Origin of the sequence: Streptomyces sp. NPDC050704, assembly GCF_040654355.1 — a bacterium.
Classification (GTDB): Bacteria; Actinomycetota; Actinomycetes; order Streptomycetales; family Streptomycetaceae; genus Streptomyces.
On sequence record NZ_JBFAHW010000007.1, the window covers coordinates 1 to 19132 of the forward strand.

16 protein-coding genes and 1 pseudogene are annotated in these 19132 nt (G+C 70.2%); 11 read left to right on the forward strand and 6 right to left on the reverse strand.

The window, feature by feature from the left end:
- The 8 genes and pseudogenes from carB to metK form a co-directional block, all read left to right on the forward strand.
- Positions 1 to 459, forward strand: a pseudogene (gene carB / locus AB0I18_RS05230) (carbamoyl phosphate synthase large subunit); the annotation flags it as partial.
- 67 nt (positions 460 to 526) lie between these two features.
- Positions 527 to 1642: a quinone-dependent dihydroorotate dehydrogenase gene (locus AB0I18_RS05235; protein WP_363104007.1), complete on the forward strand. Its 1116-nt coding sequence runs from the start codon at positions 527 to 529 to the stop codon at positions 1640 to 1642.
- Positions 1639 to 2487 carry an orotidine-5'-phosphate decarboxylase gene (gene pyrF / locus AB0I18_RS05240; protein WP_363104008.1) on the forward strand — a complete coding sequence of 283 codons (849 nt, stop codon included), beginning with the start codon at positions 1639 to 1641 and terminating at the stop codon, positions 2485 to 2487. Before AB0I18_RS05235 ends, pyrF begins: the two co-directional genes overlap by 4 nt.
- Positions 2488 to 2742: 255 nt before the next feature.
- Positions 2743 to 3066: an integration host factor gene (locus AB0I18_RS05245; RefSeq protein ID WP_005319887.1), complete on the forward strand. Its 324-nt coding sequence runs from the start codon at positions 2743 to 2745 to the stop codon at positions 3064 to 3066.
- A 38-nt stretch (positions 3067 to 3104) separates the two neighbouring features.
- On the forward strand, positions 3105 to 3698 hold the full coding sequence (gmk, locus tag AB0I18_RS05250; protein WP_363104009.1) for a guanylate kinase: 594 nt from the start codon (positions 3105 to 3107) through the stop codon (positions 3696 to 3698).
- 40 nt (positions 3699 to 3738) lie between these two features.
- Positions 3739 to 4011 (forward strand): DNA-directed RNA polymerase subunit omega, encoded by a 273-nt coding sequence (gene rpoZ / locus AB0I18_RS05255; RefSeq protein WP_030610454.1) that lies wholly within the window; start codon positions 3739 to 3741, stop codon positions 4009 to 4011.
- Between the two features lie 126 nt (positions 4012 to 4137).
- Positions 4138 to 5340: a bifunctional phosphopantothenoylcysteine decarboxylase/phosphopantothenate--cysteine ligase CoaBC gene (coaBC, locus tag AB0I18_RS05260; RefSeq protein WP_363104010.1), complete on the forward strand. Its 1203-nt coding sequence runs from the start codon at positions 4138 to 4140 to the stop codon at positions 5338 to 5340.
- 237 nt (positions 5341 to 5577) lie between these two features.
- The gene (gene metK / locus AB0I18_RS05265; RefSeq protein ID WP_363104011.1) at positions 5578 to 6786 is read left to right on the forward strand and encodes a methionine adenosyltransferase; all 1209 of its coding nucleotides are present in this window, start codon (positions 5578 to 5580) and stop codon (positions 6784 to 6786) included.
- Between the two features lie 57 nt (positions 6787 to 6843).
- On the opposite strand, the gene AB0I18_RS05270 is transcribed toward metK, so the two are convergent.
- From AB0I18_RS05270 to AB0I18_RS05285, 4 genes are read right to left on the reverse strand one after another with little or no spacing between them, the layout of a single operon-like run.
- Complete coding sequence (locus AB0I18_RS05270; RefSeq protein ID WP_363104012.1) at positions 6844 to 7923, reverse strand: hypothetical protein; 1080 nt, start codon at positions 7921 to 7923, stop codon at positions 6844 to 6846.
- Complete coding sequence (locus AB0I18_RS05275; RefSeq protein ID WP_363104013.1) at positions 7920 to 9824, reverse strand: hypothetical protein; 1905 nt, start codon at positions 9822 to 9824, stop codon at positions 7920 to 7922. Before AB0I18_RS05275 ends, AB0I18_RS05270 begins: the two co-directional genes overlap by 4 nt.
- Positions 9821 to 10540, reverse strand: coding sequence for a TIR domain-containing protein (locus tag AB0I18_RS05280; protein WP_363104014.1), 720 nt, complete (start codon positions 10538 to 10540; stop codon positions 9821 to 9823). Before AB0I18_RS05280 ends, AB0I18_RS05275 begins: the two co-directional genes overlap by 4 nt.
- A gap of 41 nt (positions 10541 to 10581) precedes the next feature.
- Complete coding sequence (locus tag AB0I18_RS05285; RefSeq protein WP_363104015.1) at positions 10582 to 11901, reverse strand: helix-turn-helix transcriptional regulator; 1320 nt, start codon at positions 11899 to 11901, stop codon at positions 10582 to 10584.
- A 294-nt stretch (positions 11902 to 12195) separates the two neighbouring features.
- Here AB0I18_RS05285 and AB0I18_RS05290 point away from each other — a divergent pair, with 294 nt between their 5' ends.
- Positions 12196 to 14349: a primosomal protein N' gene (locus AB0I18_RS05290; protein WP_363104016.1), complete on the forward strand. Its 2154-nt coding sequence runs from the start codon at positions 12196 to 12198 to the stop codon at positions 14347 to 14349.
- Positions 14350 to 14485: 136 nt separating this feature from the next.
- On the opposite strand, the gene AB0I18_RS05295 is transcribed toward AB0I18_RS05290, so the two are convergent.
- Positions 14486 to 15037, reverse strand: coding sequence for a hypothetical protein (locus AB0I18_RS05295; protein ID WP_363104017.1), 552 nt, complete (start codon positions 15035 to 15037; stop codon positions 14486 to 14488).
- A gap of 488 nt (positions 15038 to 15525) precedes the next feature.
- Here AB0I18_RS05295 and fmt point away from each other — a divergent pair, with 488 nt between their 5' ends.
- Both fmt and AB0I18_RS05305 read left to right on the forward strand, forming a co-directional pair.
- Entirely contained in the window at positions 15526 to 16458 is a 933-nt protein-coding gene (fmt, locus tag AB0I18_RS05300; RefSeq protein WP_363104018.1) for a methionyl-tRNA formyltransferase, read from the forward strand.
- A gap of 227 nt (positions 16459 to 16685) precedes the next feature.
- Positions 16686 to 18110 (forward strand): transcription antitermination factor NusB, encoded by a 1425-nt coding sequence (locus AB0I18_RS05305; protein WP_363104019.1) that lies wholly within the window; start codon positions 16686 to 16688, stop codon positions 18108 to 18110.
- 51 nt (positions 18111 to 18161) lie between these two features.
- On the opposite strand, the gene AB0I18_RS05310 is transcribed toward AB0I18_RS05305, so the two are convergent.
- Entirely contained in the window at positions 18162 to 19109 is a 948-nt protein-coding gene (locus AB0I18_RS05310) for a pectate lyase (RefSeq protein WP_363104020.1), read from the reverse strand.
- Positions 19110 to 19132 lie beyond the last annotated feature (23 nt).

Below are 19132 nucleotides of genomic sequence, written 5' to 3' on the forward strand. Positions count from 1 at the left end.
GCGGCCGCGTACGGCCCGCTGCCCACCAAGGGCCGCGCCTTCATCTCCGTCGCCAACCGCGACAAGCGCTCGATGATCTTCCCGGCGCGTGAACTGGTCGCCCACGGCTTCGAGCTGTTCGCCACCTCCGGCACGGCCGAGGTCCTCAAGCGCAACGGCATACACGCCACCGTCGTGCGCAAGCAGTCCGAGGGCACCGGCCCCAACGGCGAGAAGACCATCGTCCAGCTCATCCACGACGGCGAGGTCGACCTCATCGTCAACACCCCCTACGGCACCGGCGGCCGCCTCGACGGCTACGACATCCGTACCGCCGCCGTGGCCCGGTCCGTGCCGTGCCTGACCACCGTCCAGGCACTCGCCGCCGCCGTCCAGGGCATCGACGCCCTCAACCACGGCGGCGTGGGCGTGCGCTCACTCCAGGAACACGCCCAACACCTGACCGCGGCCCGCGACTAGCAGCCCCGAGGGGGACACCGGAAACGGTGTCCCCCTTCGTGTGAGGCTGTGTGAGGACACACTGATCATGTACAAGCTCTTCTTCCGGCTCGTCTTCAAGTGGATGGACCCGGAGCGGGCCCACCACCTCGCCTTCCGCTGGATCCGCCTCGCCGCCCGTGTCCCCGTGCTGCGGACGTTCGTCGCGGCCGCGTTGGCGCCCCGCTACCAGGAGCTGCGGACCGAGGCGTTCGGGCTGCGGATGCACGGCCCGTTCGGCCTCGCGGCGGGCTTCGACAAGAACGCGGTCGCGATCGACGGGATGTCGATGCTCGGCTTCGACCACATCGAGATCGGCACGGTCACGGGGGAGGGGCAGCCGGGCAATCCGAAGAAGCGCCTGTTCCGCCTTGTGCCGGACCGCGCGCTGATCAACCGCATGGGGTTCAACAACGAGGGCTCGGAGGCCGTAGCGGAGCGCCTGGCGGCCCGTACGCCCGTCTTCAGGACCGTCGTGGGCGTCAACATCGGCAAGACCAAGGCGGTCCCGGAGGCCGAGGCCGCCGCCGACTACGTGAAGTCCACCGAGCGGCTGGCCGCGCACGCCGACTACCTCGTGGTCAACGTCAGCTCCCCGAACACGCCCGGGCTGCGCAATCTCCAGGCCACGGAGTCGCTGCGACCGCTGCTGACCGCGGTCCGCGAGGCCGCCGACCGCGCGGTGACCACGCGCCGGGTGCCTCTGCTGGTGAAGATCGCGCCGGACCTCGCCGACGAGGACATCGACGCCGTCGCCGACCTCGCCGTCGAGCTCGGCCTGGACGGGATCATCGCCACGAACACCACTATCGCGCGCGAGGGTCTCGGTCTGACATCCGAACCCTCGCTGGTCAAGGAGACCGGCGGGCTCTCGGGCGCGCCGCTGAAATCGCGCTCCCTGGAGGTGCTGAGGCGCCTCTACGCGCGCGTGGGGGACCGGATCACCCTGGTGGGCGTCGGCGGCGTCGAGAACGCCGAGGACGCCTGGCAGCGGATTCTGGCCGGTGCCACGCTCGTCCAGGGATACAGCGCCTTCGTCTACGAAGGCCCCTTCTGGAGCCGCGCCATCCACAAGGGCCTCGCCGCCCGCCTGCGCACCAGCCCGTACGCCACCCTGGCCGACGCGGTCGGCGCCGACGTGAGGAAGACGAGGAAGACGGCATGACCGAGCCTTTCGGAGCCCGACTGCGCCGCGCCATGGACGAGCGGGGCCCGCTGTGCGTCGGCATCGACCCGCACGCCTCCCTGCTCGCCGACTGGGGTCTCTCTGACGATGTCGCGGGCCTGGAGCGCTTCAGCCGCACCGTCGTCGAGGCTCTGGCCGACCGGGTGGCCGTCCTGAAGCCGCAGAGCGCGTTCTTCGAGCGCTTCGGGTCGCGGGGCGTCGCCGTCCTGGAGAAGTCCGTCGAGGAGGCGCGGGCGGCAGGCGCGCTCGTCGTCATGGACGCCAAGCGCGGTGACATCGGCTCGACCATGGCCGCGTACGCCGCCGCCTTCCTGGAGCAGGGCTCGCCGCTCTTCTCGGACGCGCTGACCGTCTCCCCGTATCTCGGCTACGGGTCGCTGAAGCCGGCGATCGAGCTGGCGCGCGAGAGCGGCGCGGGTCTGTTCGTGCTGGCGCTCACCTCCAACCCGGAGGGCGGCGAGGTGCAGCACGCGGTATGCCCCGCGGACCCGGCCGGCCGGAACGTGGGCGCGACGATGCTGGCGCACCTCGCCGAGGAGAACGCGGGGGAGACCCCGATGGGCTCCTTCGGGGCGGTCGTCGGCGCCACGCTGGGCGATCTCTCCTCGTACGATCTCGGCATCAACGGCCCGCTCCTCGCCCCCGGGATCGGCGCCCAGGGCGCGACCCCGGCCGATCTTCCCGGCGTCTTCGGAGCGGCGGTGCGCCAGGTGGTGCCGAACGTCAGCCGGGGTGTTCTGCGTCACGGACCCGATATCGCCTCGCTACGCGCGTCATCGGACCTCTTCGCCGAGGAGATCAGGGCAGCTGTGGCGGCGGCGTAGCGCCTTCGGCGAGCGACTCGCGGGGGGCCCGCGTCTGAATACATCCTCAAATCCGGGGCATTTTGTCCCAAATGTTCGGATCGGTTGAGGCTGACCAGGACTTTTCCGCTGTTCTCGCTGACTCCGGCGGACTTGCCCGCTAGTCTCCGACGAGAGTCAACGGGCAGAAGCGTTGCTCGTTGCTCGCCAGGTGTGGGGCGACTAGGTTCCTCACCGGTCCGTATCCGACAGTTCGACATCCGAGGTGACGTAGGCGTGGCTCTTCCGCCCCTTACCCCTGAACAGCGCGCAGCCGCGCTCGAAAAGGCCGCCGCGGCTCGCCGGGAGCGGGCCGAGGTCAAGAATCGACTCAAGCACTCCGGCGCCTCCCTTCACGAGGTCATCAAGCAGGGCCAGGAGAACGACGTCATCGGAAAGATGAAGGTCTCCGCCCTCCTGGAGTCTCTGCCTGGCGTGGGCAAGGTCCGCGCCAAGCAGATCATGGAGCGACTTGGCATCTCCGAAAGCCGCCGTGTGCGCGGTCTCGGCTCCAACCAGATCGCGTCTCTCGAGCGCGAGTTCGGCGGCGGTGCTGCCTGACGTTCTCAGACACTCCTGAGAACCTGGATAATCGCTGCATGGCTGCAACACCCCGGGGGACGACCCCCGTACCCCCGGACGTACGTCCGCGGCTGACCGTGCTCTCCGGCCCCTCCGGGGTCGGCAAGAGCACGGTCGTCGCTCACATGCGCAAGGAACACCCCGAGGTCTGGCTCTCCGTATCGGCCACGACCCGAAAGCCGCGCCCTGGTGAGAAGCACGGCGTCCACTACTTCTTCGTCAGTGACGAGGAGATGGACAAGCTGATCGCCAACGGCGAGCTTCTCGAATGGGCGGAGTTCGCGGGCAACCGCTACGGGACGCCGCGCAGGGCCGTGCTCGACCGGCTGGAGACGGGTGAGCCGGTCCTCCTGGAGATCGATCTCCAGGGTGCCCGGCAGGTCCGTGAGTCCATGCCGGAGGCCATGCTGGTGTTCCTGGCTCCTCCCTCCTGGGAGGAGCTGGTGCGCCGACTCACCGGGCGGGGCACCGAGCCGCCCGCGGTGATCGAGCGCCGTCTGGAGGCTGCCAAGATCGAGCTGGCGGCCGAGCCGGAGTTCGATACCACCCTGGTCAACACCTCTGTCGAGGATGTAGCACGTGAGCTGCTAACCTTGATGGAAGTTGTCTGATCTTTTTAGGTCATTCTTTTCCCCTTTCGGAAGGCAGAGCGTGTCCTCTTCCATCACCACGCCCGAGGGCATCATCAACCCTCCGATCGACGAGCTCCTCGAGGCAACCGACTCGAAGTACAGCCTCGTGATCTACGCGGCCAAGCGTGCCCGTCAGATCAACGCGTACTACTCGCAGCTCGGTGAAGGCCTCCTTGAGTACGTCGGTCCCCTCGTGGACACGCACGTCCACGAGAAGCCGCTCTCCATCGCCCTGCGCGAGATCAACGCGGGTCTGCTGACGTCCGAGGCCGTAGAGGGCCCCGCGCAGTAAGTAATATCTGCAGATTGCAGAAGGCTTTTCCACAGGCCCGGCAGCGTGACTGTCGGGCCTGTGGTGTGTCATGGAGTCGTACGGTTTCGAGTGGAAGCGTGCGTGGGGCGAGTGCGGGGAGGTCCGGTGGACAAGCCGAAGGTCGTGCTGGGGGTCAGCGGTGGCATCGCCGCGTACAAGGCGTGCGAGCTGCTGCGCCGGCTGACCGAGTCGGGGCACGACGTACGGGTCGTACCGACCGAGTCCGCGCTGCACTTCGTCGGCGCCGCCACCTGGTCGGCGCTCTCCGGGCACCCCGTCTCGACCGAGGTCTGGTCCGATGTGCACGAGGTGCCGCACGTCCGGATCGGCCAGGGGGCCGATCTGGTGATCGTGGCTCCGGCCACCGCGGACATGCTGGCGAAGGCGGCGCACGGCCTCGCCGACGACCTGCTGACGAACACCCTGCTCACCGCCCGCTGCCCGGTGGTCTTCGCACCCGCCATGCACACCGAGATGTGGGAGCACCCGGCCACGCAGGAGAACGTGGCGACGCTGCGCCGCCGCGGTGCCGTCGTCATCGAGCCCGCCGTGGGCCGTCTGACCGGCGTCGACACGGGCAAGGGCCGCCTCCCTGACCCCGGGGAGATCTTCGAGGTCTGCCGCCGGGTGCTGGCGCGGGGCGTGACCGAGCCGGATCTCGCCGGGCGTCATGTCGTGGTCAGCGCCGGCGGCACGCGCGAGCCGCTCGACCCCGTCCGCTTCCTCGGCAACCGCTCCTCCGGGAAGCAGGGGTACGCCCTCGCGCGCACCGCGGCGGCCCGGGGAGCCCGGGTCACGCTGATCGCCGCGCACACCGGGCTGCCGGATCCCGCGGGCGTGGACGTGGTCCCGGTCGAGACGGCCGTCCAGTTGCGGGAGGCGGTGCTGAAGGCCGCTCCGGACGCCGACGCCGTGGTGATGGCGGCCGCGGTGGCCGACTTCCGGCCATCGGTGTACGCGAGTGGAAAGATCAAGAAGAAGGACGGCCAGGAGCCGGAGCCGATCGTTCTGGTCCGCAATCCGGACATCCTCGCGGAGATCTCGGCGGACCGTTCCCGCCCTGGCCAGGTGATCGTCGGCTTCGCCGCGGAGACGGACGATGTCCTGGCCAACGGGCGGACCAAACTCCGGCGCAAGGGCTGCGATCTCCTCGTCGTCAACGAGGTGGGGGAGCGCAAGACCTTCGGTTCCGAGGAGAACGAGGCGGTCGTGCTCGGCGCCGACGGAAGCGAGACCCCGGTGCCGTACGGGCCCAAGGAGGCCTTGGCCGAAACTGTGTGGGACCTGGTCGCACACCGGCTCGGGTGAACGTCTCATTCGCTTCAACAGACTCGGCAAAACCAGCACATCAGGGTGTGGGAACCTGGCGGAGATGGTCCGTCGTGTCGCAGAATGCGCGTGCCGCAGGTCACAGCACTCCCGAGAGGCGAGACAGTAGCCCCGCGGCCGAGTGCGACCGATAAACTGTTCTCGGACGACGCCGGGCGCAGCTCCCGACCGTCCGCCAATGATCAGCCAGCAGCCGCTGCAACCCCAGGGAGCGTTGTGTCCCGTCGCCTGTTCACCTCGGAGTCTGTGACCGAGGGTCACCCCGACAAGATCGCTGACCAGATCAGCGACACCATTCTCGATGCGCTTCTGCGGGAGGACCCGAAGTCCCGGGTCGCCGTCGAGACGCTGATCACGACCGGCCTGGTGCACGTGGCCGGCGAGGTCACGACCAAGGCGTACGCGCCGATCGCGCAGCTCGTGCGCGACAAGATCCTCGAGATCGGCTACGACTCCTCGAAGAAGGGCTTCGACGGCGCCTCCTGCGGCGTCTCGGTCTCTATCGGAGCGCAGTCCCCGGACATCGCACAGGGCGTCGACACGGCGTACGAGAAGCGTGTCGAGGGTGATGAGGACGAGCTCGACAAGCAGGGCGCGGGCGACCAGGGCCTGATGTTCGGCTACGCGACGGACGAGACGCCGGAGCTGATGCCGCTCCCGATCCACCTCGCGCACCGGCTGTCGAAGCGCCTGTCCGAGGTCCGCAAGAACGGCACGATCCCCTACCTCCGCCCGGACGGCAAGACCCAGGTCACCATCGAGTACGACGGTGACAAGGCCGTCCGCCTCGACACGGTCGTGGTCTCCTCGCAGCACGCGTCGGACATCGACCTGGACTCACTGCTGGCCCCGGACATCCGCGAGTTCGTGGTCGAGCCGGAGCTGAAGGCGCTCCTGGACGACGGCATCAAGCTGGAGACCGAGGGCTACCGGCTGCTGGTGAACCCGACCGGCCGTTTCGAGATCGGCGGTCCGATGGGTGACGCCGGCCTCACCGGCCGAAAGATCATCATCGACACCTACGGCGGCATGGCCCGCCACGGCGGCGGCGCCTTCTCCGGCAAGGACCCGTCCAAGGTCGACCGCTCGGCCGCGTACGCGATGCGCTGGGTCGCCAAGAACGTGGTGGCGGCGGGTCTGGCCTCGCGCTGTGAGGTGCAGGTCGCCTATGCGATCGGCAAGGCCGAGCCGGTCGGCCTGTTCGTGGAGACCTTCGGCACGGCCAAGGTCGACGCGGAGAAGATCGAGGCCGCCATCAACGAGGTCTTCGACCTCCGCCCGGCGGCGATCATCCGCGACCTGGACCTGCTGCGGCCGATCTACGCGCAGACCGCCGCGTACGGTCACTTCGGACGCGAGCTGCCCGAGTTCACCTGGGAGAAGACGGACCGGGTGGACGCGCTGCGGAAGGCCGCGGGGCTTTAGCTCCTGCACTTTCTTTGCGAGGCCCGGTGTCCCTTCGGGGCGCCGGGCCTCGCCGTGTCAGACGTCGGCGTCGTCTCCCGCCGGGGTGGGGCCGGCGCCGTTGGCGTACGGCACCGCGGTCTGGCCGAAACGGCGGCGTATCTCCTCCGCGGCCACAGCGTCCCGGGACGCGATCGCCATCGCGACCTGATCGGCGATCAGCGCTCCCTCGTCCTCTCCGGGGCGGAAACCCACCCGCCGGAAGAAGTCGGCGAACACGTCCGCCGCAGCCGGTACGCGGTTCTCGAAGACCGGCATCTCCCGTTCCGGAATCGGATGCTCGGTGGGTTCCGAGGGAAAGGCCTCCGGGACCAGATACCGGAAGGGCTCGTCGACTTCGGTGTTGTTCGCCGCCGAGGAAAGCCGGGCCAGGAGGCCGATGTCCTTCACGGTCTTCTCCACATGATCGTCATTCTTGGCGAGCCACCACACGACCGCGCTGCCCGTGCTCGTCAGGACATCACCGCCGAGATACTCCCGCTTGTTCTGCTCGTACTTACGTTGGTGCTCCCATACCGCCTCGTCCTTGCGGATGGCCGCCAGCCGGTCAAGCCGCTCCCGGTCCTCCTCGGAGAGAGTGAGGACGACGTCGAGGGCCATGGCCTGGACATGGCCCTCGCGGTCCGGCTCCATCACGCCCAGCGCTCCGTTGAGCTCGTGCTGGACGAGTGAGCTCCTGAAGGGATCAAGGGCCGCCGTGACGTAGCGGGCACGAGTGAGGACGGCTTCCACCGCCAGCGCACCCGGATTGATCAGCTGGTCGCCCGACATGGGGTCCACTGGGCACCAGCGGACCCGCGCGGAGAAGAGAAAGTCGTAGTCGGGCAGCCTGCTGGGCAGCGGCACCCGGGTTACATGAAACTCGCGTCGCTCGACGACGGGCGGTGCGGCCTGCTCGATCAGGGAGCCGGGTGGGAACGGGTCCCGCCGACGTGCACGGGTCGCGACGACAGTGGCCGTCGACCACGCGGCGAGCAGGACGACTATGGCACCGCCCCACATCCACACGGGCCAGTGCAGGCACAGCCCGAGGATGAGGACGAGCAGTGCGCAGATCAGACTGAGGAAGAACGAGACCGTCTTCTGGCCGGAACTCACGAGGGGGACGCCTCCAGATCGGGTGACCGTTGCGAGAAGTACGCGGTCTGCGCCCTGTTGATCGTGCGCAACAACTGTGCGGACAGGGTGGGTGAGACGGATCGCCGTGCGTCGGCGTACACGCGGCTGAGCACTGGATAGCGGGAGGCGGCAGCATTGACCAGAATGTCCAGGGCCGAGCCGGAGAGGTCACTGTCACCGACCGCGTCGGCCGTGGCCAGCCAGTGGTGGGCACAGGGTGCCCACCGCTCGGGAGTGTGCAGGTCGAAGGCCATCCGCCAGCACCTGGTGAGCCACTCCCGGGTGGCCGACGCCAGCAAGAAGTCGTCCGGGAGGTCCGAGAAGTCGAGGAACAGATCTGCGTCTCGCCGGTGGTGGCGCGATGACTGGGCTGTGGCCATCCGCCAGAGCAGGCGGCGCTGAAGCCTGCTGTCCTGGCCTACGTAACGCAGTAGGGCCTCGCGGGCTACGCCCCGATGGGGCTCGTTCCGGGCGAGGTGATGAAGTCGTACGAGCGCGGCTTCAGGATGGTGGATCGACATGACCTTCTCGCAGACTTCCACCAGGACCTCGCGACGGTTCTTCGTAGGACGGCTGGTGCTCCACTCGCGTGTCAGCCTGCGGAAGTCACTGCCATACGTCTCGTCCTCGATGCTCTTCCCGAGCAGATGGGCTGCGGCTCGCACCTCCGTCGCGCGGGGAGCGTCGTCCCGGGTCCAGAGGTCGATGAGCGTGAGGAGATCCTTGGTGTTGCCCGTGCCCAGACACATCTCTGTGAAGCGTCCCACCAGTCGTTCACGGTCCGTCTCCGTGAGTTCGTGCAGTTTCAGGACTTTGCCGAGCCACTTGCCCAAAGGCGCCCGTACATCGGGCAGGTTGGTCCAGAAGTGACGGCGAGCGGCCTGGGCGAAGCCGAGTTCGGTGAAACGTACACGGGCGTCATCGCCCATCTTGGCGTGCACGACCGACAGGCGCTGCGAGAGACCGTTGTGCTCCAAGAGAGGGCGACTGTCCTGCTCCGAACCCACGTTCTCCAGCAGCATCGCCGTCGCCCGATGCACGGCCTCTGCACGGGCGCCGTCCAGCATGGCGGCCGTGAGCAGCAGCGCCCGCTGCCTGCCCTCCTCCAAATCCGGGAGCAGATCCGCCACTTGCCGATCCCGGTCGGTCAGGGCCGCTATGGCGGTCTCGCACCATGTGGCGAACGTGCCCTGCCCAGGATCGGCGGCACGGGCTTCCACGATCAGGTCGGTCAGACGAGCCACCTCGCGCATCGGCGGATGCGAATCGAGATGGCCGCACAGTACGCCCCGATCCTTCTGCCAGATCGTGTCGCCCAGACCGCTGAGGCGCAGATGACGGACGGCTGCTTCCCACTCGCTGGGGCGGCCGATCTTCTTGTGAACGAAGTCGGTGGATGGCCGTTCCTCGAACCGGTGCGGGAGCACGATCGCGAGGAAGGCGCCCTTCCGCAACAACTCGTGGTGGAAACCGGGCAATTCCTTGTGGACGGCGCTCCATACGGCGATGTCCGTCGCGGACATGTCGAGGAGCATCCGGTCCTCCTCGCCAATGAGATCGGGGGAGAGCCATGCCGCGTTCTCTTTGGGCTGCTCGGGCGCGAGTTCGTGGTACGTCCCTTTTCCGTGCGGGAGTTCACACAGCAGGACCCGGGCCGCCGAGCTCCTGCCGCTCCCCGGTTCGCCGTGCAGGATGACCGTGTGATCCGTTGCCAGCACGTCGTATGCGGCGTTGATTCCTTCCGGACGGGCGAACCGCCTCTGGAGCCGGATGAGTTGGTTCTCGGCGACGCGGCGGGGAACGGCGGCGGGGGTCTTGAGGAGGGACTGTTGCGTCGCTTCGAAGACGTTCAGGTACAAGTCCCTGAACCTGTCGCTCACTGCTCGTCGTCCTCACCGCGGGGCGGGGCTCCGAAGTTCTGATGGATGCCGTTCTCGTTGTTGCCCTCGATGCAGTTGGCGCCGGCGCCCGACTGGCGCACGGTCCGGCTGCTGGGGCCGATGTGGACGGAACCGTGCGTCCCTTTGACACTGCTTATGTCACCGTTCACGGTCCCCGCCTGGACGGACGTACCTCGGACGTCGCCGACGGTGTTGCACAGTGCGCGGGACTCGGGCTCGGTCGGCGCCTCGCTGTCCACCCTGGCGAGCTCCGGCACGAGAGTGGTCAGCGCGTCGCCGAGCTGCTTCAAGTCGTACTCGTCGTTTTGGTGGTCGTACCGGAGGCTCTGGCAGTCGGCGAGCCTGGTCAATGACTTGGGGAGCTGGTCCTTGGCCGGACGTTCGGTCCTCCGGCCGATCAGGACGGGCACGACCCGTATTTCGCACAGGAACGCCTCTTGGATCTCCTTGCGCACCCAGTCGCCCTCGCGGTCCAGGGCCGGATGCGCCAGCCACTGGGGACCGATGAGCGCGAGGAGCACGCCGCTGCGGCGCACACTGTGGATGAGGTTCTCGTCGAAGGCCGCGCCGGGCGGGATCGACTTGCTGGCACGGTAGATCCGGTCCGTGCCAAAGCGTGTCGACAGGGCGCGCTCGATGGTGGCCGCGGCTTGCTCGCCGTCACCGGTCCGATAGTTGATGAAGACATCAGGCATGACGAAATGGCCTTTCTGGGTGGGGAATGATCGCGTGTCGGTCAGTGCGCAGAGGGAGCGATGGTGGCCGCGAGTCGCGGAGCGAGGGACTGGTAGGCCGGATGGTGTGGATGGCGGGAGAGGATGCGAGAGAGGCGGCGGAGGTCTGTGGTGATCGTGGCCGAGGTCACGGAGGCCGTTGTGGCCAGGAGGACGGTCGTGAGCTCGCAGGCGTGGTCCAGTTCGCCCGCGACCGCGTGGGCGAGGGCGCGGCGGGTGCCGTAGCGGGCCTGGGTGCGCAGGGCGTGGGCCGGGAGGCGGGCGCATTCGCGGTCGAGGAGGTCGGCGGCTTGGCGGGGCCTGCCCAGGTCCAGGAGACACCAGCCTGTGATCATGGAGACAGGATCATCCAGGTGTGTCGGTCCGAGTACCGGAGTGGGCGCTGTCGGGGCGGTGTCCGCGGTGGCGCGGACGAGGAGGTCACGCGCCCTGTCCAGGTCGCGCATGCAGGCGTCGTAGTCGCCCGCAAGCGCGTGGCCCTGAGCTCTGCGCTGCGCCGCCAGGCCGCGGATACGGGGTGGGAGCCGGTCGCTCAGCGCGCCTGCCGCCAAGGCGATGGTGTCTGCCGGTTTTCCTTGGTAATACGTGATCAGGGCCCGGCGTACGAGGGCGTACGAGGCGAGGTCCTGGTCGCCGGATACGTCGGCCAGGGCGACGGCGTGGTCGGTCCAACGCACGGCCGCCTCGTCGTCACCCGCTTCCTGCGCCATCCAGCCGGTGAATTCCGCGAAGCGGGCGGAGAGGGCGAGCAGGCCGTTGCCCGTGCGAGGGGTGGCCTGGGCGGAGAGTGTGTGGAGTGCCTTCGTGTGTTCCGCGAGGGCCGGGATGAGCGCGTCCGGCGGCGACAGTTGGGCTATGCGGCGGTATTGGTCGAGCAGTCCGCGATGCGCGCTCAGCAGCGTTCCGTCGGACGGGACTTCCGGGGGTGGTGAGGTGTGGTCTGCCGTGCTCAGGGTGAGCACGGATGCGGCGCTCGCGGTCATCATCTGGCGGCGGGTGGGCGGCGGCCAATGGGATGAGGGAGGTAAGCCGGGAGGCTCGTCCGGTGCATTGGTCGGTGGCATGGCTCCTGCCTGGTCGAGGGGCGAAGAACGAGGACGCCGTTCGTCAGCGGGTACGAGCGCGGACAGGGTGCCGCCCGCGTCGAGCGTCGCGTCGCACAGGCGGGCGAACTCGGTGGTGGCCCGTTTGTGGCCCGTCTCGATCTTGCTGATCTGGCTCTTGCTGTAGTGCACCGATGACGCGAGTTGCGTCAGTGTCAGCCCGGCGGCCAGTCGTAATCGGCGCAGTTCGGGCCCGAACACCTGCGACTGCTCCAGCACGTGAACCTCCTCATGCCGAGGCCGCCCTGCCGGGCCCGTCGTCGCGCACCAGCGTGTGCCGGGCTTGGTGACGCGAGCAAGGCGAGAGGCGGAGTTTCCCGTTTCCAGTTCTGATACCGGGTTGACGGAGGGCTTCAACGTCGGCCCGCCGTGGAGGCCGGATCGGAGGTGGAATTGGCTGGCGGGGCAGACTTGTGGGTTCGTGCGTCGGTGAGCTCGAGGGGGATTGCGAGCCGGCAGCGGTGGGAACTCGGGGACCGGGCGTTGTCGGTGCGGTCTGGTAGGAATGCTGCTGTGAGCAGCAAGGACGGTCAGGGTGACGGCGGAGGCGAGGGGGCGCCGCCGGAGCAGCTTGCGTTCATTCGGGAGGCGGTGCGCAAGGCGCCGCGGGCGAAGCCGAGGACGTGGCGGGGGGCCGCGCTGGCGAAGGAACTGCCCGTCGCCCGTGTGCTCGTCGACAAGGGTGTGCTGCACCTTGACCGGTACTTCGATTACGCCGTGCCCGAGGAGTTGGACGCTGACGCGCAGCCGGGGGTGCGGGTGCGGGTGCGGTTCGGGGCCGGGCGGCATCGGGTGCGGGACGGGCGGCGTGAGGGTGGCGGGCTGATCGACGGGTTTCTTGTCGAGCGGCTGGCCGAGTCCGACTACGCGGGGCCCCTGGCCGCGCTTGCCCAAGTCGTTTCGCCCGAGCCGGTGTTGGGTGCGGAGTTGCTCGGGCTCGCGCGGGCTGTCGCGGATCGGTATGCGGGGAGTCTGGCCGATGTGCTGCAGCTGGCCGTGCCGCCGCGCAACGCACGGGCGGAGGGGAAGCCTTCGCCCGAGCCGTTGCCCGTTCCCGAGGTGCCTGAGGTCGGGTCCTGGGCTCGGTATGCGCGGGGGGCCGCCTTTGTCGAGTCGCTCGCGGCGGGTGGGGCGCCGCGGGCGGTGTGGAACGCGCTGCCGGGGCCCGAGTGGGCCGACGAGCTGGCGCGGGCCGTGGCGGCGACGCTCGCCTCGGGGCGCGGTGCGCTGGTCGTCGTACCGGACGGGCGGGCCGTCAGCCGGGTCGATGCCGCGCTGACCTCGGTGCTGGGGGACGGGCGGCATGCCGTGCTCACCGCCGAGGCCGGGCCCGAGAAGCGCTACCGGCAGTGGCTCGCGGTGCGGCGTGGGTCCGTACGGGCCGTCGTGGGGACCCGGGCTGCCATGTTCGCGCCCGTACAGGATCTGGGTCTCGTCGCCATCTGGGACGACGGGGACGGGAGTCACAGCGAGCTGCACGCGCCTCAGCCGCATGCGCGGGAAGTGCTGCTGCTGCGGGCCGCGCACGACAAGTGCGCGTTTCTGCTCGGTAGTTGGAGCTGCACCGTCGAGGCCGCGCAGCTCGTGGAGACCGGCTGGGCCGCGCCGATCGTCGCCGAGCGGGAGCAGGTGCGCGGGGCGGCTCCGCTCGTACGGACCGTGGGGGACGGGGATCTCGCGCGCGACGAGGCGGCCCGGGCCGCGCGGCTGCCCACCCTCGCCTGGCAGATCGTGCGGGAGGGGCTGCGGCAGGGTCCGGTGCTCGTGCAGGTGCCGCGCCGGGGCTACGTACCGCGGATGGCCTGTGCACAGTGCCGGGCACCCGCGCGGTGTCGGCACTGTGCCGGGCCCTTGGAGGGGCAGGACGCCGGAGGGCTGCGGTGCGGGTGGTGCGGGCAAGACGAGGGGGGCTGGAGCTGTCCGGAGTGCGGTGGGTTCCGGCTGCGGGCACAGGTCGTGGGAGCGCGGCGGACCGCCGAGGAGCTGGGGCGCGCGTTTCCGGCCGTGCCCGTGCGGACCTCGGGACGCGAGCAGGTGCTGGACACGGTGCCGGGGGCGCCCGCGCTCGTCGTCAGTACGCCGGGCGCGGAGCCCGTGGCCGAGGGCGGCTACGCGGCGGCGCTGCTGCTGGACGGCTGGGCGATGCTGGGGCGGCCCGATCTGCGGGCCGGCGAGGACGCGTTGCGGCGGTGGATCGGGGCGGCGGCGCTGGTACGGGGACAGGGGGAAGGCGGGACCGTGGTGGTCGTCGCCGAGCCGACCCTGCGGCCCGTGCAGGCGCTGGTGCGGTGGGATCCGGTCGGGCATGCCGTCCGGGAGTTGGCCGAGCGGGCCGAGCTGGGGTTTCCGCCCGTGTCGCGGATGGCGGCCGTCTCCGGGACGGCGGAGGCACTCGCCGGGTTCCTGGACGCCGTTGAACTGCCCGGTGAGGCCGAGGTGTTGGGGCCCGTGCCGGTGCCTTCGGCGGATCCGGGGCGGCTTCGGCGGGTGGGGGCGCCGCCGGTGGGTGAGCAGTGGGAGCGGGTGCTGATCCGGGTGCCGCCGGGGAGGGGGGCCGCGTTGGCGTCCGCGCTGAAGAGTGCGCAGGCGGCTCGGATGGCTCGTGGGGGGAGCGGGGGCAGTGGTGAGGTGGTGCGGATTCGCGTTGACCCGCCGGATATCGGGTGATCGTTCGGCGCCGCGGGTGGCGGGTGAGGGGTGGCGGGTGGCGGCAGCGGGGGCAGTCGGCTGCCTGCCCGGGATACGTGTGGGACGGGACATGTGGCTGCCCCCGACTCTTGTCGGGGGCAGACGGGTGCGCGGGTCAGCCGTTGCGCGGGCCCGGGAAGGCGCTCGGCCTGACCTCCTCGCGGAGGGTGGGGCTGCCTGCTGTCGGCTGGGTGGGCAGCGGCATGGGCATCGGCATGGAGCGGGCCGCGGGAACCGTGGGCATGCCGGTGTTGACGGCGACCGGGCGGGAGCCCAACGGTTCGGTGGCACGCTCGGCCTCGGCGGCAGCCTGGGCGGTGGCTCGGCGGGCGCCGTAACGGCGGTGCACCGCCTGCTTGGTGACCCCGAGTGCCGAGCCCACCGCGTCCCACGAGAAACCCAGTGAGCGGTCGAAGTCCACGGCGGCCGTGACCAGGGTCTCGACGCTGTCCCGCAGCTCCTGGGCGAGGCGGACGGTCGGCGCGGGAGCGCGCCCGTAGACGACGAAGCCCGTGGACGGGCCGGAGCGGCGCGGGCGGTAGACGTTGCCCAGCTGGGCTGTCAGCGTGCGCAGTGCGTCCACCTGCCGGCGGACCCGCTCGATGTCCCGCACCAGCAAGTGCAGGCTGGCCCGAGCCTGGGCGTCGTGGGTTGCGTGGTCGGCCATGAACAAGCCTCTCGAACCGGCGTTGAAAAGGACCGGGTCGCGAGTGCGGCCCGTTTTGGTCAACTCTTTCTTGACCAACGCGTTTCCGGGTGAGTGGTCACGCTTCAGGGGCGTGGGGGCATATGCGTACGCCCCCGGCGGTCGGGCGTGCGCTCGTCATGGCCCTCAGCTGGGCGAAGGTGAGTCGGCCGCCGTCTCGCCCACATCGCCTGCGGTTGCCCGCGTCGGTCGTGCTGTCCGCACCGGGCGTGCTGCCCGTGCGCGTCGGTTGACGGGTGGGGACTTCCCATTGGACCGGTGGGGACTTCACAGACAGAGACGGACAGACGGAGACGGATGGGGACTTCACCTTGGGGTTGCGCCATCGGCAGCAGCAGTCGCCGCGGCGCGCAGCCGCTGTCCGGTCGTCGCCGGGGCCGGTCACGCGTACGCCCCATAGACTGGTGCGCTGCCCGTCACGAACCCGCCCGAGAGGCCGACTCCCACCCATGAAGCTCGTCTTCGCAGGCACCCCCGAGGTCGCCGTTCCCGCTCTGGACGCCCTGATCGCCTCCGGCCGGCACGAGGTGGCCGCCGTCGTCACCCGGCCCGACGCGCCGGCGGGGAGGGGGCGCAGGCTCGTCGCGAGCCCCGTCGCCGAGCGGGCGGCGGAGGCCGGGATCGAGGTGCTCAAGCCGACGCGGCCGCGGGACGAGGCGTTTCTGGCACGGCTGAGGGAGATCGCGCCGGACTGCTGCCCCGTCGTCGCCTACGGCGCCCTGCTGCCCCGCGTCGCCCTCGACATCCCCGCCCATGGCTGGGTCAACCTGCACTTCTCGCTGCTGCCCGCCTGGCGCGGGGCGGCGCCCGTGCAGCACGCGGTCATGGCGGGGGACGAGATCACGGGCGCGTCCACCTTCCTGATCGAGGAGGGGCTCGACTCCGGGCCCGTGTACGGCACCGTCACCGAGGAGGTGCGGCCCACCGACACCAGCGGGGACCTGCTGACCCGGCTCGCCTTCGCGGGCTCCGGGTTGCTCGCCGCGACGATGGACGGCATCGAGGACGGCACTCTGAAGGCGGTACCGCAGCCGACGGACGGCATCACCCTGGCGCCGAAGATCAACGTCGAGGACGCCGAGGTGGACTGGGCCGCGCCCGCGATGCGCGTCGACCGGGTCGTACGCGGGTGCACGCCCGCGCCCGGTGCGTGGACCGTTTTCCGCGGGGAGCGGCTGAAGCTGATCCAGGTCGTGCCGGTTCCCGAGCGGACGGATCTTGCCCCGGGGGCGCTGTCCGTCGGCAAGAACAACGTGTACGTCGGGACCGGTTCGTATGCCGTCGAGTTGTTGTGGGTGCAGGCGCAGGGGAAGAAGCCGATGCGGGCCGCGGACTGGGCGCGTGGGGTGCGGATCGCCTCCGGCGAGGTGGTGGGGGGCTGAGCTTTTCGATTCGGCTGCCGGTGGGGTGGGGGTTGGTGTGTGCTGCGGGTTGTGACGTGCGGGTCGTCGTGGGCTGGTCGCGCAGTTCCCCGCGCCCCTAAAAGCGGGGCGTTTCCCGTGCCCTGGGGAGAAGGCGGGCCGTTTCCCGTGCCCGTCAAAAGGAGTGTGGCCACTGCGGCGACGTACCCTGAACCTGTACCTCTTCCACGATCCGGAGCACCTTTTACGTGAACGAGCAGGCCCGACGGCCCCGTCAGCAGGGCAAGCCCTACCGTCGTCCCAAGAAGGACCCCGTGCGGATGCTTGCCTTCGAGGCGTTGCGGGCGGTGGACGAGCGGGACGCGTACGCGAATCTCGTGCTGCCGCCGCTGTTGCGCAAGGCGCGGGAGAAGGGGGACTTCGACGGGCGGGACGCGGCGCTCGCGACGGAGCTGGTGTACGGGACGCTGCGCCGGCAGGGGACGTACGACGCTGTCATCGCCGCGTGTGTCGACCGGCCGTTGCGCGAGGTCGACCCGCCGGTGCTGGACGTGTTGAGCCTCGGTGCGCATCAGCTGCTGGGGACGCGGATCCCGACGCACGCCGCCGTGTCCGCTTCGGTCGAGCTGGCGAGGGTCGTCCTCGGCGACGGGCGGGCGAAGTTCGTCAACGCCGTGCTGCGGAAGATCGCGCAGCACGACCTGGACGGCTGGATCGAGCAGGTCGCGCCGCCGTACGACGACGATCCCGAGGACCATCTCGCCATCGTGCACTCGCACCCGCGGTGGGTCGTCTCGGCGCTGTGGGACTCGCTCGGCGGCGGACGCGCCGGGATCGAGGATCTGCTGGAGGCCGACAACGAGCGGCCCGAGGTGAACCTGGTGGCCAGGCCCGGACGCGCCACGGCCGACGAACTCCTCGGCGCGCTCGGTGCGGAGGCCGCCCTGCCCGGGCGCTGGTCGCCGTACGCCGTGCGGCTGTCCGAGGGCGGCGAGCCGGGTGCCATCGACGCCGTACGCGAGGGCCGGGCCGGTGTCCAGGACGAGGGCAGCCAGCTCGTGGCGCTCGCCCTCGCCAACGCGCCCCTCGACGGGCCGGACCGGGCGTGGCTCGACGGCTGCGCCGGGCCCGGCGGCAAGGCGGCCATGCTCGCCGGACTCGCCGCCGAGCGCGGGGCCCTGCTGCTCGCCTCCGAGAAGCAGCCGCACCGGGCCAAGCTGGTGGCGAAGGCGCTCCACGGCAACCCGGGGCCGTACCAGGTCATCGCCGCCGACGGGACGCGGCCGCCGTGGCGTTCGGGGACCTTCGACCGCGTACTGATGGATGTTCCGTGTACGGGACTCGGTGCGCTGCGCCGCCGTCCCGAAGCACGCTGGCGGCGCCGTCCCGAGGACCTGGACGGCTTCGCGCCGCTGCAGCGCGGGCTGCTGCGCACGGCGCTCGACTCGGTGCGGGTCGGCGGTGTCGTCGGGTACGCCACCTGCTCGCCGCACCTCGCCGAGACCCGGGCCGTGGTCGACGACGTGCTCAAGCAGCACGACGCCGAACTCCTCGACGCCCGCCCGCTCTTCCCGGGCGTGCCGGCCCTGGGTGACGGGCCCGACGTACAGCTGTGGCCGCATCTGCACGGGACGGACGCGATGTATCTGGCGCTGATCCGCCGGACGGGCTGAGCTCCTCCCTGCTCTGGCCTGAATCTGTTCCGGCCTGATTCTGTTTGCGGGTCACTTGTAGGTGATGGCCGATGTGCCGTAGCGGCAGTACGTGCCGTCCGGGCCGCTGCCGATCTTGTCCGGCTCAGCGCCTGTGCTGTTGCCCTGGAAGCGCTCGCAGACGGTCATCCCGCTGTCGCCGACGATCGTCACACCGGAGAGGGTGGCGGTGTCCCCGTAGTTGGCGTTGATGCCGACCAGTGTGTTGCCGGGGCCGGTCGCTCTGACGTTGTCGATCACGACGTGGCGTTTGTACTGCGTGTCGCAGTTGCCGCACGAACGGTAGAGCTTGCCGAACTCGGCGACCTGGAAGTTCCTGATGGTCAGCGTGCCGGCGCCGTTGTGCTGGAAGACCTTGTCGTCCGCCTTCCGCGCGCCGCCGCCGATGACGGTGTACCTGGCCGAGGGCGACGTGCCCTTGAAGGTGGCCGCGTCCTCGCCGACGTCCTGCCACCACACGTTCTCCAGGGTGCAACTGCCCAGGCAGTGCACGCCGTCGGCGGCCGGGGCGCCGAGGACGACGTTCTTCAGGGTGGCGCCGTCGGCGAGTTCGAAGACCGCGTCCTGGTCCTCGTCCTGGCCGTCGCCACCGAGGGCGCCGGAGCCGAAGAAGCGCTTCAGGCCGCCGTCGTAGGTGCCGGAGACCTCGACGGTGGAGGTCACCGGCCTCCCCGCGGTCGCGGTGGGCCAGGAGCCGAGGGCCGAGCCGGCGGGCGGGGGCGCGGCGGCGGCCTTCGGGGACTTGGAGGCGGACGCGGCTGCGGACCTGCTCGCCGATGCCGAGGCCGACCCCGAGGCGGACGGGGATGCGGACGGGGACGACGTCGGGCGCGACGGTGCGGGCGACGCCGAAACGGGCGCCGGGTCCCGGTCCTCGACCGCCTTCACCGTCGAGCTCTCGCCGCTCCCCTTCAACAGGATTCCGCCGGTGATCGCGCCCCCGATCAGAGCGGTGGCCACCACGCCGATCAGAAGGGTGCGAC